A 17,940-nucleotide genomic window follows, 5' to 3' on the forward strand; every position below is an offset into this window, starting at 1 on the left:
ATCAGGGCGCGCTCCTTGGGAGAGAAAGTGAAGAAAGTGGCGAGCTCGAACTCGCTGAGCTCGCGCGGCATCTGTCGCATGCCGAGATACGCCAGTTGCCAGTGATCCATCGCGCTTTCTCCCAAGCGGTAGACGGACCGCCGAGATTAGCGGCAAGAAGGCTGAGACGCAAGGCGACGTGGGGCGGAGCCCACCACTGCACTGCCAGTTCCTCCTAACGACCCGCGCGCTGCCGTAGTGGCTGTTCAGTCTCTTCCACGCGTCTGGCAAGATTGAGTTGCGCGATTGCTGTGATCGCCGGCGACGATGGCGTAGACACAGGGATTCCTGCGGGACACTTGTGCACATACCACGTCAGCCGCACAGGACCGTAAGGCAGCGTTAATCGAGCGAGGGTCGGACCATTGTCAGGTGCCTACGCGCGACTGCGACGTGATCGAAATCAACGCGATAGGGTTGCATGGCGATCCCGCGTTGCTACACTCGCTAAGGGGTATTTCCGGGAAGTTCATCATGGCGACATATTTTCGTGGGGACGTCACCATCGTGACGGCGGTGGAGGAACTGGTCGCCGGTCGATATCGCGGATTTCTGACATTTGATACCGAAGCGGGCCAGTGGCGATATGACTGCCCAAAGTGCCACGGCACGCCGCTGGAAGCGCGTGCAGATGCTGACGCGGATCTGGAGTATGCCTACCGGCGGTATCTGACGATCCCCTTGGTCCGCAACGACTCGGGCACGCTCCACTGATTCCGGAGTGGCGCCTGGACTGCCGTGATCGAACCGGGGCAGGATCTCTTCAGAAGGGTGGGCTACCACGACTTCCGGGCCTATACGCAATTGACCAGCGGCGGCCTGCACCAGGGCTTTGTCTTGGCGCGTCACCACACGATGGTCGGCACAGTACAGGCCGTGTTTCGTGCCGGCAAACCGCATCCGCAGAGTTCGGAGGCAATGTTGATGGCCCTGGCGAAACTGGATCAGTGGGCGACCCTCGCCAGCGAAGCCGATCTACCTCTGCAAGCCGGCGAACAATCTATCTGATGACTGTTTGTTTCGCGCAGGTTGGCGCGCAATCCAATCTGAAGCGGGAATTCCCGTCACACCATTTTTTGGCGATGCGCGGACGACGCATACCCGCCCAAATGGTGGAATGACATGCCTCGCACCTCAGCCGTTTGCGCTGCCGAAAATTGCCGCCGCAGGGGCATCTGTGCTCTATGCTGAATCTAGGCGCCCACCCTGGTGGCGCGCTTTAGGGCGACCCGCCGCCTTCTCTGACTGGTGGCGGGCCTTTTTCCTGCCTTCCGGCCGGCGATTGCCCACCTCGATCTCGAGTCCAACTTGCTCATCGTTCTCCTGCGCTGCGGCAATCGCGCGTTACTCATTCCACGCGACCAGGCACTGATCGACTGTCCGCCCCTTGTGCGCCTCTGACTGGGCACGCCGGAATTCCAGGGTGACGACGAAATCACGCTCGACAGTTGGGTGCCCGGATTCAATCCGCCGGTGATTCTGGCCGACCTTCTGCGGCAGGGCTTCTGCGCCTTGGATCAGAATGGAGTGGTACGGGGATTTTCGGGACCGGTGCTGGCGTATGCACGAGATAGGAGCGCTACGGATTTGCTTCGAGACGGGGAGCCACTACATGGAAACCCGCGTAGTTAAGCCAGAGTGAGGCTGATTCTTCGGGCCGATTCCGGCCATCGCCGAATGCCCGACGGCCAAGATGTACTTGTTTGTTGAGATTCTGGCGAACACCGAACACCAATCAAAGCGTCTACGCACAGTCGACCGGGCCCATCGTGGTAACAGCGGTTTGTGGCTGTTCGTGCATCGCTTTTGGGGCGGCCAGCGTTCCGGAATCAGGCGCAAAGGCGCCAGTCAGTAGGTGACTGATTTGACTGGGATTTCAGGCAGTCATCGTCCGGAAACCCGCGTGGATGCTAGGGGTGGCTACCCCGGTAAATTGCACGGAAATCAAGGGGACCCCACGGTGCGCACCTTCTGCTCGGGGCGGCAGGTCAGCATGTTAGGGGTAACCCCAACCATCGAGATCGGCGTGAAATCGGTGGTGGGGTCGTATTTGACGTCGAGCAGCGCCGGGGCGATGGCGTGGCTGTTGACGTGCGCCATCAGCAGCGTGGTGCCATCGGCCGGCTGCTTGGCAACAAAGGCCGCGGCGATGGCGCCCGTGGCGCCCGGCTTGTTTTCCACGACGACGCTGGTATTCCACATCATCCCGAGCTTTTGCCCGATCACGCGCGCCAGCACATCGGTACCGCCACCGGGCGCGAATCCCACCACGATGCGCACCGGGCCGGGCATGTCGGCGGCGCGGACCAGGCCGGGGAGCGTCAGGCTAGGGATGGCCAGACCGGCCGCGGCCCCGAGAATGAACTGTCTGCGCTGCATGAGATGTCTCCGTCATAGGAATCGTTATGGGTCCCATGATGCGGAAGGCGTGCGGCGCGGGCTATCGCTATTTGGGGGATTCTGGTTTCGCGTTTTGCGCAAGCACCGCCAGCACGCTCATGGCGGCCGACGACAGCGCATCCGCGGTGCGGTGGCAAAGCACGAACTGCCGCTCGGCCCAAGGCTCGGCAATGGGCAGGCGCACATAGCGGCTGCCACCGGCAATTTCGGCGGCAATGGCTTCCGGCATAACGCCCACGCCCAGGCTTTGCGCCACCAGCGCGGCGATGCTGTCGAAGCCGCCCACACGCATGCGCATGCGCGGCACGCGGCCCGCTTCCTCGGCCAGCCGGTCGAGCATGATCGAGATCGCCGAGCTTTCGCCCAGCGTGATCAGGTCGCAGTCGAGAATATCGGCAAGTACGATCTTGCGGCGCCGCGCCAGCGGATGGCCCCTGGCGACGACGAGTTCGAGCCGGTCGCTGCGATAGGGTTCGGTCGGCAGGTCCACCATGCCGAGGCTGCCCTCATAGATGCCGATATCGACGGTGCCACGCCGCAACGCCTGCTGAACTTCCTGGCTGTTCATTTCCTGCAGGTCCACGCGCACGCCGGGGCAGACCGTGGCGCAACGCTGGATATCGAATGGCAGGAACTGGATGACCGCGGATTTGGGCGCCGCCACGCGGACCACGCCAAGGTCTCCGCCAACGAACGACGCGGCATCGTCCTGCATGCGCTGTACCGTATGGGTGATGCCGCGCGCATGGGCCAGCAGCGCGCGCCCGGCTTCGGTCAGCGCCATGCCATGCGGCAACCGTTCGAACAGCGCCACGCCAAGCTGCGCTTCCAGTTCCAGCACGCGGCGCGATGCCACGGCGGCGGCCAGATGAAGCCGTTCGGCGCCGCGCGTGATGCTGCCGAGTTCCGCCACGGCAATGAAAAGCTGGACGGTAGTGAGATCGAAATGCAGGCGGGAAGGGCGCAGCGGCGGGGTGGTCACGAGGGTCGGCATCAGGAACGAAGGCACGCCGATTGTCCGCCGATGACCGGTAGGTGTCTATTGGGTTTCCCCCGCTGCCGCTGCACGCGCCATACGCGCCATAGGCGCTTACTCCTTGACCGCGCCGGTCATACCTGACACGTAGTACTCGACGAAGAACGAGTACACCACCGCCACCGGCAGCGAACCGAGCAGCGCACCGGCCATCAGCGCGCCCCAATGGTAGACATCGCCTTCGACCAGTTCCGTGACGATGCCCACGGGCACGGTCTTCACCTCGGACGACGAGATAAAGGTCAGCGCGTAGATAAACTCGTTCCACGACAGGGTGAACGCGAAGATGCCGGCCGAAATCAGGCCGGGCACCGCCAGGGGCAGGATGATCTTGACCAGGATTTCCCAGCGCGTGGCACCGTCGATCAGCGCGCATTCCTCCAGCTCATACGGAATCGAGCGGAAGTACCCCATCAACAGCCATGTGCAGAACGGAATCAGGAACGTCGGATAGGTCAGGATCAGCGCCCAGCGCGTATCGAACAGGCCGAGCTGGAACACGATCGAGGCCAGCGGAATGAACAGGATCGAAGGCGGAATCAGGTAGGCCAGAAAGATGGCCAGCCCGGTCTGCTTGGCACCCTGGAAGCGCAGGCGCTCGATGGCGTAGGCCGCCAGCACGCTCGCCGCCAGCGAGGCGAAGGTGGACACCGTCGAGACGATCACGGTATTGAGCAGCCAGGACGGGTAGGGCGTGTTGAACAGCAGCTTCTTGAAGTGGGCCAGCGTCGGCGCCATGACGAAGAACGGGTTGGCGCTCTGCATCAGCAGTTCGCCATCGGGCTTGAATGCCGTGATCCCCATCCAGTAGAACGGGAACAGCAGCACGAACAGGAATACGCCCATCGGGATATAAAGCGTCACCCAGCGCCGCGGCACCGACTGCAGATACTCCATGCCTTGCGATTCGTTTTCCGCGGCCTTCATTTGTCGCCTCCCTGTTGCCAGGCACGCCGCTGCAGCCCGAAGTACGAGAAAAGGATGGCCGCCAGCAGGAATGGCACCATCATCGTGGCCAGCGCCGCGCCTTCGCCCAGGGATCCGCCAGGAATGGCGCGCTGGAACGACAGGGTAGCCATCAGGTGCGTGGCATTGAGCGGGCCGCCGCGCGTCAGCACGTAGATGAGCTGGAAATCGGTGAACGTGAACAGTACCGAGAAGGTCATCACCACGGCGATGATCGGCGTCAGCAGCGGCAGGGTGACATACCGGAATTGCTGCCAGGGAGTCACGCCGTCGATTGACGCCGCTTCGTACAGCGTGGGCGAAATCGTCTGCAGTCCGGCCAGCAGCGAGATCGCCACGAACGGAATGCCGCGCCAGACGTTGGCGGCAATCGTGGAAAAGCGTGCCAGCCAGGGGTCGCCCAGGAAGTCGATATAGCGGTCGATCAGCCCAAGTTTCACGAGCGTCCAGCTGATCACCGAGAACTGTGCGTCATAGATCCACCAGAAGGCCAGCGCGGACAGCGCGGTGGGTACGATCCACGGCAACAGCACCACGGCACGGAAGAACGATTTGAACGGCAGGTTCCGGTTCAGCAGCAGCGCCAGCCATAGCCCCAGCGCGAACTTCAGCACGCTGGCGACCAGCGTATAGAAGATCGTGTTGAAGAGCGCAAGCTGCGTCACGGAGTCGCCGGCAAGGTAGCTGAAGTTGTCCAGCCCGATCCACCCGCCAGGGCGCCCGATCTTGGTATCCGTAAAGCCCAGCCAGACACCGAGCCCGAGCGGATAGGTCAGAAAGACCAGCAGCAACAGCGCCGTGGGCAGCATGAACAGCACGCCCAGCGCATGACGGTTGTTGGACAGGCGGGACAGCATGGATCTCCTTGCCGGCTGGGCAGGCGGCCGCTGCGAAGCAGACGGCGTCGCAGCGGTTTTCTGCATGGCGTCAGGCCTTGTAGTAGCGCTCGGCGCGCTGGGCCGCGCGGGCCGCCGCTTCCTTCGGCGTCTTCGAGCCACTGGCTGCCTCGGCCACCATGTCCAGCACGATGTAGTCGGCCATTGCCGCCGCCGACGCGGTGCCCAGCGGACCCGCGTGGCCGTTGTCGAGCATCAGCGTTGCCGCATCGCGGTACACCGTGTGCTTGGGATCGGCCGTCCAGATCGGGTTGGACTCGTATTCCTTGAGAGGCTGGCTCACGTAGCCAATGGCCGCCTCCATCCACGGGTTGTACTGTTCCGGCTCCATCATGAACTGCAGGAACGCCTTGGCGGCATTGGGATACTTGCAGTACTTGAAGATCATCATCTGCGTGATCTGCATGAGCTCGGTCGGCTTGCCGCTCTTGCCGATCGGGAAGTGCGCGTGCTGGATGTCCTTCGCCATTTCCTGCAGCTTGGGCTCCTTCGAATTCTTGGCCGCGTAGTAGACCGAGATGCCGTTGGCCGTCAGGCTGACCTGGCCATCGAGGAACGCCTTGTTATTGGACGGGTCCTGCCACGACAGCGTGCCCGGCACGAATGTCGGATAAAGCTGCTTGGCGTATTCGAGCGCGGCCCAGGTCTCCGGTGAATTGACCACGACCTTGCCCTTGCTGTCCACGAGCATGCCGCCGTGCGACCAGAGCAGCCAGTGCGCCCAGTTGTTGCCGTCGCCCACGGCCTTGCCGAGCGCAAAGCCAGCGGGCGTGCCTTTCGCCTTCAGTGCCTGGCACAGCTTCAGAAAACCGGCGGTGTCCTTGGGGATGGTGTCGAAGCCGGCGGCCTTGACGTGGCTTTCGCGGTAGACCAGCGCGTTGCCCACCACGCCCAGCGGCACGGCAATCCACTTGCCGTTGTGCATGCCGTATTTCTTGCAGACGTCATACCAGCCGCCATGCTTGTTGCCCAGATAGGTGGCTACATCGGTCACGTCCACGAGCTTGTCGGGATACTGCTGCGGATCGTCGAACCAGCCCAGCACGATGTCCGGCCCGGTGCCGACGCTGGCCGCCACGGCGGCCTTGGGCCGCACGTCTTCCCATCCTTCGTTGTCGACGCGGACTTCCACGCCGGTCAGTTCGCTGAATTTCTTTGCGTTGGCGTTCCACAGGTCTTCGTCGCCCTGCACGAAGCGCTTCCAGCGCAGCACGCGCAGCTTGGCACCGGCCTCTGGCTTGTACTGCAGCTGCGTGGCGGCGTACGCATTGGTGCCCAGCGCGCTGGTGGCAGCCACGGCCGCCGTCGATACCAGGAAATCGCGTCTTGTGAAGTTTCCGGAATGGCTCATCGCTGTGTCTCCTCCAGGGTCATGCCAAGGGTTGTTATTGCCGCGCTGTCTGGCGGGGCAGGGCCTGTCCCGATTCGGCGTCGAACAGGTGCGTGTGGTGATGGTCGGGCACCAGATGCAGCGCCTGGCCAGCAGCAAAGTCGTGTCGTTCGCGGAATACCGTGATGAAATCGGTCTCACCGAAACGCGAGTACACCTCGGTATTGGCACCGGTAGGCTCCACCACCGATACCGTCGTCGGAAAGCCCTGGCCCGGTTCGCCATATGCCAGATGCTCGGGGCGCACGCCGTAGATCACCCGCTGGCCGTCCGTGCCGGCCCCATCCTGCAGGCGCACCGGGGCCGCCAGCAGCGTGCCGTCGGCAAACTCCACCTTGGCCGTGCCGTTCTGGCGGCGCAACACGCCGGGAATGAAGTTCATCGCCGGAGACCCGATAAAGCCGGCCACGAAGAGATTGTCGGGATGATCGTAAAGCGCCAGCGGACGGCCGCGTTGTTCCACGCGGCCATCGCGCATCACCACGATCTGGTCGGCCATCGTCATGGCTTCGATCTGGTCGTGCGTGACGTAGACCGATGTGGTGCGCAGCCGCTGGTGCAGCTCCTTGATCTCGGCGCGCATCTGCACGCGCAGCTTGGCGTCGAGATTGGACAGCGGCTCATCGAACAGGAACACCTGCGGATCGCGCACGATGGCACGTCCCATCGCCACACGCTGGCGCTGGCCGCCGGAGAGCTGGCGCGGAAAACGGTCGAGCAACTGGCCCAGGCCCAGGATGCTCGATGCCTTGTCCACCTTTGCCTTGATCGTCTCCTTTGGCACGCCCGCGAGCTTCAGCGAGAACGCCATGTTGTCGTAGACGGACATGTGCGGATAGAGCGCGTAGTTCTGGAACACCATTGCGATGTCGCGCTCTTTGGGCGGCAGCCGGTTGACCACGCGGTCGCCGATGGAGATCTCTCCGTCGCTGATTTCTTCCAGGCCGGCCAGCATGCGCAGCAGCGTGGACTTGCCACAGCCCGACGGACCCACCAGCACCGTGAACTCGCCGTCGGGAATGTCGATGCTGACACCCCGTATCACATGCGTCCCGCCAAAGGACTTCTGCACATCGCGGATCTGTACCGATGCCATGCGTCGCGTCTCCTGTGTCGTGCGGCACCGCCGCGAACGGCGGTGTAGCCCCGGTTCTGCTAGTGGTTGTCTTTCGGCACGGCGGAACCGCTCTTGCCAACCAGGAAGTCCAGGTCGGCGCCACGGTTGGCCTGCTGCACATGATCGAAATAGAGCCGCGTCCAGCCGCGCTCCATCGGCGGTTCGGGCGGTTGCCACGCGGCACGGCGGCGCGCCAGTTCCTCGTCGCTGACGTGCAGATGCAGCTTGCGCGCCTCCACATCGAGCTCGACCATGTCGCCGTCCCGCACCAGCGCCAGCGGCCCGCCCGCGGCGGCTTCAGGCGCCACGTGCAAGACCACGGTGCCGTAAGCCGTGCCGCTCATGCGGGCGTCCGAGATGCGCACCATATCGGTAATGCCCTTGCGCAGGACCTTGGGCGGCAGCGGCATGTTGCCGGCCTCGGCCATGCCCGGATAACCGCGTGGGCCGCAGTTCTTCAGCACCAGCACGCACGATTCGTCGACGTCGAGCGATTCGTCCTCGATCCGTTCATGCATGTGCTCGCTGTTTTCGAACACCACCGCGCGCCCCGTGTGCCGGAGCAGCGATGGCGTGGCCGCCGATGGCTTGATGACGGCGCCATCGGGGCACAGGTTGCCGCGCAGCACCGCGATACCTGCATGGGGCTTGAACGGCTCGTCAAAAGCGTGAATGACTTCGCGGTTCCAGTTTGGCGCGTCCTTGCAGTTGTCCCAGAGCGTCTTGCCGTTGACCGTCAATGCGTCGCGGTGCAGCAGCGGGCCAAGTTCGCGGATCACGGCGGGCAGGCCGCCCGCGTAATAGAAATCCTCCATCAGGTGGCGGCCCGATGGCTGCAGATCGAGCAGACAGGGCAGGGCGTGGCCCAGCGCATCCCAGTCGTCGAGGTTCAGCTCCACGCCAATGCGTCCGGCGATGGCCAGCAGGTGGATCACGGCGTTGGTGGAACCGCCAATCGCCGCATTGACCTTGATGGCGTTCTCAAAGGCCTGCCGCGTCAGCACCTTCGACATGATGAGGTTGTCCTTCACCATCTGGACGATGCGCCGGCCCGAGGCGCGGGCCAGGATGTTGCGGCGGCCGTCCACGGCCGGAATCGCGGCGTTGCCGGGCAGGGCCATCCCCAGCGACTCGACCATGCAGGCCATCGTGGAAGCCGTGCCCATCGTCATGCAATGGCCGTGCGAGCGGTGCATGCAGCCTTCGGCCTCGAAGAAGTCTTCCTGCGACATATGTCCGGCGCGCACTTCCTCCGACATCTTCCAGACGTCGGTGCCGGAGCCAAGCTCCTGCCCACGGAATTTCCCGCTCAGCATTGGCCCGCCGGAAATGCCGATGGTCGGCAGGTCGACCGATGCCGCGCCCATCATCAACGCCGGAGTGGTCTTGTCGCAGCCCATCAGCAACACCACGCCGTCGATGGGATTGCCCCGGATCGATTCCTCCACGTCCATGCTGGCCAGATTGCGAAACAGCATGGCGGTGGGGCGCAGCATCGTTTCGCCCAGGGACATCACGGGGAATTCGAGCGGAAAGCCGCCGGCCTCCCACACGCCCGTCTTGACCTGGTCTGCCAGCGTGCGGAAATGCGAGTTACAGGGGGTGAGTTCCGAATAGGTATTGCAGATGCCGATGACCGGCCGGCCATCGAACTGGTCGTGCGGAATGCCGCGATTCTTCAGCCACGAGCGATAGATGAAACCATCGCGGTCGAGGCGGCCAAACCATGCCTGGCTGCGCCGCTTTGGCGCGCCGGACTGATCGTCGTCGTCCTTCACTCGGGTCTCCTGCGTTCTGCTTCTTGTAGGGGGTGCAGATCCGGATGCCCGCGAACACACTGCCGCGCCGCACGCATGCCGAGTTGAACGGAGTCTAGGTCAGGGTATCGGACAGGTAAAGTGGTATTACCAATATGCGGTATGGGACTTACCCGGATGCCCGGCACCCCGGTTTGCGCGCGTTGCGGCGCGTCACGGCCATGACGCGCTGCAGCGGAATCGGCGCTATCCGCCCGCTGAAATCACGGCGCGATCAGCAGCATTGCAGCGTGCAACAACACGCCGACGGTGCCGCCCACCAGCGTGCCGTTGACGCGGATGTATTGCAGGTCGCTGCCGATTTCCAGCTCGATTTTCCGGCTGATTTCGTCGGGGTCCCATCCCTTGACGACTTCCGTAATCAGCAAGGGCACCAGATGCCGATAGCGGCTCACGGTCATCTGGACGCATTGCACCCGCCATGCATTGAGTTTGTCCTGCAGGACGGGGTCGTCGCGCACGCTGGCGCCCAGCGACGCAAGCAGATCGGCGAGCATGGTGCGCGCCAGCGAATCGTCGCGCGCGGCGTCGGCAGCGATCCATTCGCGCAGACGATGCCATAGCGCACGGTAGCTGTCTTCGCGCTCCAGGTGGCGCAGGAAGTCGCGCATCCAGAGGTGGCCGATGCGCCGGTAGCGCGCCGACGTGCGCAATTGGACGATCAGGGCCTGGATGCTTTCATCGAGTTGCTGCCGCAACGGATGGTCCGGTTCAGTGCGCACTTCGTGAAGCAGCGCGACCATACCTTCAACGAACTTGCTGACGATGTATGTATCGAGCCGCACCGGCGTGTAGCGCGACGCTTCGCTGAACTTGGCCTGCAGCAGGCCGGCATTGGCCTCCAGCCATTGCTCCAGCGCGGTCAGCGCGCGCTCCAGCAAGGGCTGGTGCCGCTGGCTTTCAGTGAGGATCTGCAAGAGATGGCCAGCCAGACCGGAGACATCGAGCGCGCGCAGGCCGGGCAGGGCGCCGCGCTGGATCAGCCGCACGACCTCGTCATCGTCGAAGACCTGCAGCAGCGCGGGCAGCGCGTCCACGACGGGATCGGCCAGCACGCGGCTGTTGCCCGGCCGCACCAGCCATTCGGCCACAGCGTGCGCGGTATTGTGCGTGCGCAGCCGGCTGACGATCAGTTCTGGCACAAGGAAATTGCGCTCGATGAAACCGCCCAGACTTTCCGCGATGCGCTGCTGATTGCGCGGGATGATCGCGGTATGCGGCACCGGGACGCCAAACGGATGGCGGAACAGTGCGACCACCGCATACCAGTCGGCCACGGCGCCGACCGTCCCGGCTTCGGCAAAGGCGCGTACCCACGCCAGCCACGGATAGTCGGCCTGACCCAGTGCGCTCGCCACCAGAAGCACCAGCATGGCAAGCAGGACGCCGGTTGCCGTGTTGCGCATGCGGCGTAGCGCGCGGTCTCCGCGCAGGGCGTCGGACGTCTCCGACGTGGCTTGCGGAAGTCCGGCGCGGTCGCTCATACGCGGCTCACTGTAAGTCTTGCCGCAAGAACCTGCCGATGACTGGCGCCACCTCCGCCGCGCGCGAGACAAGGAACAGGTGACCATCGTCGACCACGTGGAGCTTGGCCTGACGAATGCGCGCCGCCAGGATCTTGGCGTTGGCCAGCGGCACGATCGGATCGTCGTTGCCGTGCATCACCAGCGTGGGCTGACGTAGGCCGCCCAGCCAGGGCAGGCTGCTCCAGCCCCAGGCAGCCATCAACTGATAGACATAGCCGCGTCCGCGAGGCGGCTCGATATGGCGGCTGTGTTCGCGCAGTAGTCCGGCATCGTGGCGGTACGCGCCGCCGTACAGGTCTCCGCCAACCTTTTCCAGATAGGCGGGATCGGAATAGCGGCGCGGCCCGATCATCTTGGTCAGCACCGAAAGTTTGGCGGGCACCATGATCACACCGGGCGACGTCGCGGCAAGAATCAGCCGGCGGCAGCGCAGGGGGTACAGGTGCGCGAATTCCTGGGCCAGTGCACCGCCCCACGAGACACCGAGCACGTCGACGGGCCCCGTATAGCCGAGGTGCGTTAGCAGTTTGTCCGCCAGAAGGCTCAGCGTGGAGAAGCGATATGGCATGGCCGGCGTGGGCGAACCGCCTACGCCGGGAATGTCGAAGATGACCACTTCCACGCCATCGAGTGCCGCGACCAGCGGCTCGACCAGTTCGAGGTTGGCGCCGATGCCGTTGAACATCAGCAGGGGCGGGCTGGCGTTGCTGCCGCGACGAATGCCGACCCGCAGCGTCCTGCCATCCAGGTCAACGGTGCGAATTTCCAGTTTGCCGCCAGTTTCAGTCTGGCATGCTGCCTGATTCATCTGGTTGTCCTTGTCGACGGCGCCCCGCAAGGCGCCCGCCGGCATGCATGGTAATCCGCGATCACTGCGCGGGCTTGAACAGCGCCTTCAGTTCCTCAACATTCTCCGCGATGCGCTTGCTGGCGGCGGAAACGCTATCAGCCTGCGTCTTCTGTGCGATATCCGCAAGGTCGCGCAGGCCGGCCAATGACTTCTGCAGCGCGCCCTGCGTCAGTTCCACTACGCCGGTGGCCGCCGCCGTGCCGCCGCTCTTACCTGGCTGCAACAGCTGGGTCTGCAGGCCGGACAGCGTGTCGCGCACGATTTTCCGCCTGCTTCTGGCCGAAAGCCTGTACGCCGTCGAGCAGCGCGAGGTTGACGGTGGCGAGGGCAGCGAGGTCCTTGCGGCGCGCTTCACCGATGGCGCTTACGTCCAGGCCGGGCAGGCGAAGGCGCTGCAGCAGGCCGTTGTATGCGGAGAACAGTCCGGCAGCAGTGGGGATGCCTGGGATAGCCGACGTCGTTGACGATTTCGAAGCAGTATTTTCCATAGTCTTCATGCTGGTAGTGATGATGGTAGAAAAAAGAGACTCCCGAAAGTGACGATCACGCGCCCGTGACGTAGGTACCCGGTGCATCGCACAGCGCGGGATGGCTCGCGCTACCCACCTGCGATGGCGCATCGCGCAGTTCGCCGGAGCGCTCTGCCAGCCATACGCGCCAGTTGTCCCACCAGGAGTCCGCCTCCGTGGTGGCGCCGGCCAGCCAGGTGTCCGGATCTTCCGGCAATGCAGGGTCGGCGTTCACGAAGAACTTCGCCTTCGGATTGCCCGGCGGGTTGATCAGGCTCTGGATATGTCCGCTCGAACTCAGCACAAAGCGCGTCTTGCCGCCGAACATGCGGGCCGTGTTGTAGACGCCTTTCCACGGTGTGATGTGATCGGTGATGCCGCCGACGATGTACTTGTCGCACGACACCTTCGACAGGTCGACCGGCGTACCCAGCACCGTCAGCTCACCCGGTCGGGCGAATACGTTGCCGGCGAAGATATCGAGCAACTGGCCGTGGAACTTGCCCGGCAGGCGCGTGGTGTCGTTGTTCCAGTAGAGGATGTCGAACACCGGCGGCGCGTTGCCCAGCAGGTAGTTGTTGATCCAGTAGTTCCAGACCAGATCGTTCGGGCGCATCCACGCGAACACGCGGCCCATTTCCTCGCCTTCGAGCACGCCCTTCAGAATGCTGTTCTGCTTGGCCGCCGAGATACTCTCGGGCGTGGCGAACAGGCCGATCTGCGATTCGGCGCTGCTGTCGAGCACGGCCACCATCAACGTGGCCGCATTGACCAGCCGCTCGCCGCGCGCCTCCAGATGGCCCATCAGCGCCGACATCGTCATGGCCCCGGAGCAGGCGCCGTGCAGGTTCACGTCGTCGCTGCCGGTGATCTCGCGCACCGCGTGGATGGCTTCGATCAGCGCGGCCACGTACGTGTCCATGTCCCAATCGCGATGCTCGATGGTGGGATTGCGCCAGCTCACGGCAAAAACCTGGAGTTCGTTCTTGAGCAGAAAGTCGACGATGCTCTTGCCCTGCGACAGGTCGAACACGTAGAACTTGTTGATCTGCGGCGGCACGATCAGTTGAGGGCGTCCATGCACCTTGGCCGTCTTCGGCGTGTACTGGATCAGTTCCAGCACCTCGTTGCGGAACACCACGGCACCTGCCGAGGTGGCGAGGTTCTTGCCGACCTCGAAGGCCGATGTATCGACCTGAGACGGCATGCCCTGGTTGCGCACGGCATCCATCACGGCGTTCTTGATGCCGGAGACCAGGCTCGTGCCGCCCGATTCGATGATCTTGCGCATCGCGGCCGGATTGCCGATCAGCGTATTGGTCGGCGCCAGCGCATCAGTGAGCAACTGCAGGACGAACTGCGCGCGCTCCTTGCTGCGATCGTCCAGCGCGGAACGCTCAACAAAGCCGCCCAGCGCATCGCACCATGACAGGTAGCTCTGCATGGCAATCCGATAGAACGGGTTGCTCTGCCAGGCGCTATCGATGAAGCGCTTGTCCCCCTTCTGCGGCATCGCGCCGCCGGTGCCCGCCAGCGCGGCCACCAGCTCGCGTGTCAGCGCGGCGGTTTGCTCCACCAGCAGGCCCGGCTGGCGCACGGTCTGTGCACCCACCTGACGGACCGTGTCGAGCACATCGCACGGCCGCAGCCCGATGAACGGGTTGAGCTTTGGCCGATTCGGCGCGGACTGGTCGCCCGCCATTTCAGGCACAGCCAGTTCGCGGACGGGGGTTTCAACGCTTGCTTCCATTTTTCTACTGCTCCTCACACCTTATGTCTCTTGCTTTGGATCGCTGGCGCGTACTAGCGCGCCGCCATCAGCATCGCCAGCGATTCCGCCAGCAGCGCCGGCTTGCTTTCACCCTCGATTTCCAGCGTGTTTGCCATCCTGGCGATGACCCGGCCGTCACCCTTGTCTTCGACCGAAGCCAGCGTCACGCGATTTCGTACCCGCGCACCGGCCTTTACCGGGGCCAGAAAGCGCACCTTGTCCAGCCCGTAATTCAGGCCGGCGCTGGCATCGGGTGGCACCACGCCCACCTCCATCTGTAGCGATGCCAGCAGCGACAGGCTCAGGTAGCCGTGCGCGATGGTTCCGCCAAACGGGCTCTCGCGCCGCGCGCGCTCCACGTCCACGTGAATCCACTGGCGGTCGCCGGTGCACGCGGCAAAGGCATCGATACGGGCCTGGTCGACGACGACCCAGTCAGATACGCCAAGCTCGCGCCCGACAAACTCGCCCAGGGTGTTCATGCTGTAACCCGGAATACTCATGTTGTTGTCTCCTTGTATTCGTTACGTCAGCCGGTGCGTGCCGCGACATTCGATCCGCTGGTCGGGGTTCAGGCTGAGTGGCGTATGCAGCAGGCGCCTGAGCCGCAGCGGACAGGCATAAGCCGTGGGTGAGGTGTCATGCGTCGAGTGCGGCATGTGGTGTCTCCTGCGAATTGCAGACGAACGGGGGAAGGTCTGCGTTGCGCCGGAGTCATCACCCTGGGAAGGATTCAGACGGCGCCTTGTTTGGATGCCATCTTGGCGAGACAACGGGGGAGGTCGTATCCCCCGAACAGGGGACCGGTCGGGGGATCGTGGGGCAGGGTAAGCGGGGAAGGGGAGACGCCAGCTTCTAAGGGGCAGGTACAAGGCCCAGCGAATGTGCGCGTGCGACGGCCTGCGCACGCTTTTCCACCGACAGCTTGACGAAGATGCTCTTGATATGGGTCTTGACCGTTTCAGGCGCGATGCCCAGCGTCCGTGCGATTTCCTTGTTCGACTGGCCGGCCGCGATCAGCGCCAGAATGCCGCGCTCGCGGGCGCTGAGTGCCTCGCGCACGGACGCCGACGAAGCCTTTTGCCGCATCTGGTAGCGCTCGTCACAACGTTCCAGCAGTTCGTCGATGCAGGCCAGGCGTTCCTTGTTGTCACCCGTGGCCGCGGTTTCCAGCCGAACCAGCTCCAGCAATGGCCCGACGCCCGGCCCCTGGTCGAGGATGGTGCGATACGCGCGGGCCGACTCGATGGCCGCCAGGACCTTGCCGCATTCCTCGGTAGCGCGCGTCGGCGCTCCGGCGGCAAGGCAGGCCAGTGCCAGCATGGTGCGGCCGCGCAGCGCCAGATAGTCGGGCCGGCCCACGGGAAACCGGCGGAGCAGGGCGTCCAGTAGTTGCACGGCCTCGTCCGGCCTTGCCGCGAACATCGCGACGCTGGCGTTGCCCAGCGTCCGGTAGCGGTCCAGTTCGCTGGCACAGGACTCGCATCCGGTTGCATCGACGCCGTTTGCCAGCCGATCGACCTGTTCGACGCACGCCGTCGCCTCCTTGATGCGGCCTTCCGCGAGCAGCAGCCGGATGCGCTCGAAGAGGGCCGCTGCAACCAGACGATGCCAGCCGCGTTGATGACCGATGCTCAGCGCCTGCTCGATCCATCCGTGAGCCTGTTCGAAATGGCCTCGCGCCGCCGCGATGCGGGTGAGCAGTGTGTAGGCCACCAGCACGCTGTCCAGCAGCACCGCCACGTTGATGACCGGCATGCGTTCCACCAGCAGCGTTTCGGCCTCTTCAAGCCGGTCCTGCTCGTAACGCAACTGCGCAAGTGCCGGCGCGCACAGCGCGGCGGCCGTGGACGCTGGCCCCGCGTGCTGCTCCGCAAACTGCATCGCCTGCACCAGATGACGGTCGGCCAGATCGAAGCGCATCTGCTGCAATTCCGCCAGGCCCAGCAGGCATAGCCTGTAGACCGAGGAGAGCGGGTAGCGCCGGTTTTCATCGGGCGAGTACGGAATCCACGGGGTTGCGTACAGGCGCTCAAGATTGCCCGCCTTCCAGTGCCCGAAGCGGACGACATTGCTGAGCACGTTGAGCGTCCACGGATCGTCGGACAGCGGCTGGTCCAGGCAGGCTTCGGCGAGTTGCAGCGCGCCCTGGGCATCGTCACGCAGGGCGGTCAGCAGGGCACGGATCGCCCTGCATTCCCAGAGGTAGCGCTCCCGGTCGGCCGCGTTGCCTTGCGCGGCGTCCCGCTCGATTGCTTCGACCATCGTGCACGACTCTTCAAAGCGCATGGCAAGCGCCATGCCCCGTGCCAACGCCAGCCGCACGTCGATCTGGCCACGCATGATGTCGGGCGGCAAGTGCCGCTGCCAGCCGAGCAGCGTCACCAGATCGCCCTTACGCACCAGCGCGATTGCACAGCGGCCGATCATGGCGGCGGCGTCGGCTACATCGCCTGCCTCCAGCGCATGCCGGACGGCATCGGTCCAAAGTGCCTCCGCCCCATACCAGCGCGACGCGCGCCGATGCAGGTCGGCAATATCGCTTGCGGGTGAGGTTTCAAGCCGCTGACGAAGATAGTCGCGCAGCAACTGGTGATAGCGGAACCAGCGCCCATCGACGTCCAGTGGGTCGAGCAGTAACTGGCGCGTGGCCAGTGCTTCGAGCATGCTCTGACTGTCGGCCATACCCGTGACGGCCGCGCACAGTGGCGCGCACAGCCTGTCCAGTATCGCGGTGCGCAACATGAAATCGACCAGTTCGGGCGCCTGGCAAGCGAGCATTTCTTCGAGATACGCCGCGATCGGACGCGCCGTGCCGGATGGCGCCGCCGATGCGCCGGACTGGCCGCGCACGAGCATCGACGCGGACAGACGCAGCGCGGCCGCCCAGCCCTCGGTGGAGGCATGCAGTGCGCTGACGGACGCCTGGGGGAGGTCGCCTTCGCATTCGCGCTCCACGAAGTGCTGCGTCTCGTCGAAACTGAAGCGCAGCATCGTTGCATCGATTTCGAGCAGCGCATTGCTGGCCCGCAGCCGTGCCAGCGGCAACGGCGGGTCCTCGCGCGTGCCCAGCACGAGATGGAAATTCGACGGCGCGTGCGATAGCAGCAACGCCACGGCGTCATGAATGGCATCGGTACCGATCCACTGATAGTCGTCCACGAACAGAAACAGCTCGTCGTCGACTTCGGCAAGCTCGTTGATCAGCGTGGCCACCACGGCGCGCGGCGCCAGCAGCGAAACATCGCCGGCAAGGCCGAGCGCGCCGCCTTGGGCAGCGCACGCGCGACGCAGGGACTGCACCAGGTGATTAAGAAAGCGCGCTGGCTCGTCATCGTCCTGATCCACGGACAACCAGGCCACACGCGCGCCGTCCGCCCGCAGCCGGACAAGCCAGGAGATACACAGGGAAGTCTTGCCGAAGCCTGCCGGCGCCTTGATGACGGTAAGACGTTTGTCGCGCCCCTGGGCGACCAACTCCATCAGTCGCGGACGATCGATCAGTCCCGGCGGCAGCCGCGGCGGAATGATCTTGGTGGCCAGCAGGAACGGCGCGGACGGCCCCGGCGCGGACTCCTGCACAACGCGCTGCCCGGAAACACGACCGCGAGCCGCCGGTCTTT

Annotated in this window: 16 protein-coding genes and 1 pseudogene; 3 read left to right on the forward strand and 14 right to left on the reverse strand. The window is 64.3% G+C overall.

The features are described from left to right. Positions 1-432 precede the first annotated feature (432 nt). Together AC3FLX_RS20755 and AC3FLX_RS20760 are read left to right on the forward strand one after the other, a co-directional pair. The gene (locus tag AC3FLX_RS20755; protein ID WP_488699192.1) at positions 433-753 is read left to right on the forward strand and encodes a hypothetical protein; all 321 of its coding nucleotides are present in this window, start codon (positions 433-435) and stop codon (positions 751-753) included. A gap of 24 nt (positions 754-777) precedes the next feature. Next, entirely contained in the window at positions 778-1,047 is a 270-nt protein-coding gene (locus AC3FLX_RS20760) for a hypothetical protein (protein WP_488699193.1), read from the forward strand. A gap of 948 nt (positions 1,048-1,995) precedes the next feature. Here AC3FLX_RS20760 and AC3FLX_RS20765 read toward each other — a convergent pair. The 10 genes and pseudogenes from AC3FLX_RS20765 to AC3FLX_RS20810 form a co-directional block, all read right to left on the reverse strand. Beyond that, a pseudogene (locus AC3FLX_RS20765) lies at positions 1,996-2,418 on the reverse strand (Bug family tripartite tricarboxylate transporter substrate binding protein); the annotation flags it as partial. A 67-nt stretch (positions 2,419-2,485) separates the two neighbouring features. Then, the gene (locus tag AC3FLX_RS20770) at positions 2,486-3,448 is read right to left on the reverse strand and encodes a LysR family transcriptional regulator (protein ID WP_488699194.1); all 963 of its coding nucleotides are present in this window, start codon (positions 3,446-3,448) and stop codon (positions 2,486-2,488) included. Positions 3,449-3,529: 81 nt separating this feature from the next. Further along, a complete protein-coding gene (locus AC3FLX_RS20775; protein WP_488699195.1) occupies positions 3,530-4,402 on the reverse strand; it encodes a carbohydrate ABC transporter permease in 873 nt (290 codons plus the stop codon). Further along, the gene (locus tag AC3FLX_RS20780) at positions 4,399-5,298 is read right to left on the reverse strand and encodes a carbohydrate ABC transporter permease (RefSeq protein WP_488699196.1); all 900 of its coding nucleotides are present in this window, start codon (positions 5,296-5,298) and stop codon (positions 4,399-4,401) included. The genes AC3FLX_RS20775 and AC3FLX_RS20780 overlap by 4 nt, the downstream gene beginning before the upstream one ends. Before the next feature lie 70 nt (positions 5,299-5,368). Then, positions 5,369-6,688: an ABC transporter substrate-binding protein gene (locus AC3FLX_RS20785; RefSeq protein WP_488699197.1), complete on the reverse strand. Its 1,320-nt coding sequence runs from the start codon at positions 6,686-6,688 to the stop codon at positions 5,369-5,371. A 34-nt stretch (positions 6,689-6,722) separates the two neighbouring features. Next, positions 6,723-7,823: an ABC transporter ATP-binding protein gene (locus AC3FLX_RS20790; protein WP_488699198.1), complete on the reverse strand. Its 1,101-nt coding sequence runs from the start codon at positions 7,821-7,823 to the stop codon at positions 6,723-6,725. A 59-nt stretch (positions 7,824-7,882) separates the two neighbouring features. Then, positions 7,883-9,622 carry an IlvD/Edd family dehydratase gene (locus tag AC3FLX_RS20795; protein WP_488699199.1) on the reverse strand — a complete coding sequence of 580 codons (1,740 nt, stop codon included), beginning with the start codon at positions 9,620-9,622 and terminating at the stop codon, positions 7,883-7,885. Between the two features lie 242 nt (positions 9,623-9,864). Beyond that, a complete protein-coding gene (locus tag AC3FLX_RS20800; protein ID WP_488699200.1) occupies positions 9,865-11,145 on the reverse strand; it encodes a DUF445 domain-containing protein in 1,281 nt (426 codons plus the stop codon). 7 nt (positions 11,146-11,152) lie between these two features. Then, positions 11,153-11,995 carry a poly(3-hydroxyalkanoate) depolymerase gene (phaZ, locus tag AC3FLX_RS20805; protein WP_488699201.1) on the reverse strand — a complete coding sequence of 281 codons (843 nt, stop codon included), beginning with the start codon at positions 11,993-11,995 and terminating at the stop codon, positions 11,153-11,155. 61 nt (positions 11,996-12,056) lie between these two features. Further along, a complete protein-coding gene (locus AC3FLX_RS20810; protein ID WP_488699202.1) occupies positions 12,057-12,296 on the reverse strand; it encodes a hypothetical protein in 240 nt (79 codons plus the stop codon). On the opposite strand from AC3FLX_RS20810, the gene AC3FLX_RS20815 reads away from it, so the two are divergent. Next, entirely contained in the window at positions 12,286-12,501 is a 216-nt protein-coding gene (locus AC3FLX_RS20815; protein WP_488699203.1) for a hypothetical protein, read from the forward strand. The two genes, AC3FLX_RS20810 and AC3FLX_RS20815, sit on opposite strands and share 11 nt — an antisense overlap. 79 nt (positions 12,502-12,580) lie before the next feature. Here the strand turns inward: AC3FLX_RS20815 and AC3FLX_RS20820 are convergent, their stop codons facing one another. The 4 genes from AC3FLX_RS20820 to AC3FLX_RS20835 all read right to left on the reverse strand — a co-directional run bounded on the left by AC3FLX_RS20820 (position 12,581) and on the right by AC3FLX_RS20835 (position 17,899). Beyond that, positions 12,581-14,248 (reverse strand): alpha/beta fold hydrolase, encoded by a 1,668-nt coding sequence (locus AC3FLX_RS20820; RefSeq protein ID WP_488699384.1) that lies wholly within the window; start codon positions 14,246-14,248, stop codon positions 12,581-12,583. A 101-nt stretch (positions 14,249-14,349) separates the two neighbouring features. Further along, positions 14,350-14,820, reverse strand: a complete 471-nt coding sequence (locus tag AC3FLX_RS20825; RefSeq protein WP_488699204.1) for a MaoC family dehydratase — start codon at positions 14,818-14,820, stop codon at positions 14,350-14,352. A 21-nt stretch (positions 14,821-14,841) separates the two neighbouring features. Further along, positions 14,842-14,976, reverse strand: coding sequence for a hypothetical protein (locus tag AC3FLX_RS20830; protein ID WP_488699205.1), 135 nt, complete (start codon positions 14,974-14,976; stop codon positions 14,842-14,844). A 196-nt stretch (positions 14,977-15,172) separates the two neighbouring features. Then, positions 15,173-17,899 (reverse strand): winged helix-turn-helix domain-containing protein, encoded by a 2,727-nt coding sequence (locus AC3FLX_RS20835; RefSeq protein ID WP_488699206.1) that lies wholly within the window; start codon positions 17,897-17,899, stop codon positions 15,173-15,175. Positions 17,900-17,940 lie beyond the last annotated feature (41 nt).

This window comes from Cupriavidus sp. 291-E7, from assembly GCF_057798835.1.

Bases quoted from the DNA above. Each gene is read 5' to 3' on its own strand.
- AC3FLX_RS20775 (WP_488699195.1), bottom strand. From the start codon at position 4,402: ATGAAGGCCGCGGAAAACGAATCGCAAGGCATGGAGTATCTGCAGTCG.
- AC3FLX_RS20825 (WP_488699204.1), bottom strand. From the start codon at position 14,820: ATGAGTATTCCGGGTTACAGCATGAACACCCTGGGCGAGTTTGTCGGG.
- AC3FLX_RS20830 (WP_488699205.1), bottom strand. From the start codon at position 14,976: ATGCCGCACTCGACGCATGACACCTCACCCACGGCTTATGCCTGTCCG.
- phaZ (WP_488699201.1), bottom strand. From the start codon at position 11,995: ATGAATCAGGCAGCATGCCAGACTGAAACTGGCGGCAAACTGGAAATT.
- AC3FLX_RS20790 (WP_488699198.1), bottom strand. From the start codon at position 7,823: ATGGCATCGGTACAGATCCGCGATGTGCAGAAGTCCTTTGGCGGGACG.
- AC3FLX_RS20800 (WP_488699200.1), bottom strand. From the start codon at position 11,145: ATGAGCGACCGCGCCGGACTTCCGCAAGCCACGTCGGAGACGTCCGAC.
- AC3FLX_RS20785 (WP_488699197.1), bottom strand. From the start codon at position 6,688: ATGAGCCATTCCGGAAACTTCACAAGACGCGATTTCCTGGTATCGACG.
- AC3FLX_RS20780 (WP_488699196.1), bottom strand. From the start codon at position 5,298: ATGCTGTCCCGCCTGTCCAACAACCGTCATGCGCTGGGCGTGCTGTTC.
- AC3FLX_RS20820 (WP_488699384.1), bottom strand. From the start codon at position 14,248: ATGGCGGGCGACCAGTCCGCGCCGAATCGGCCAAAGCTCAACCCGTTC.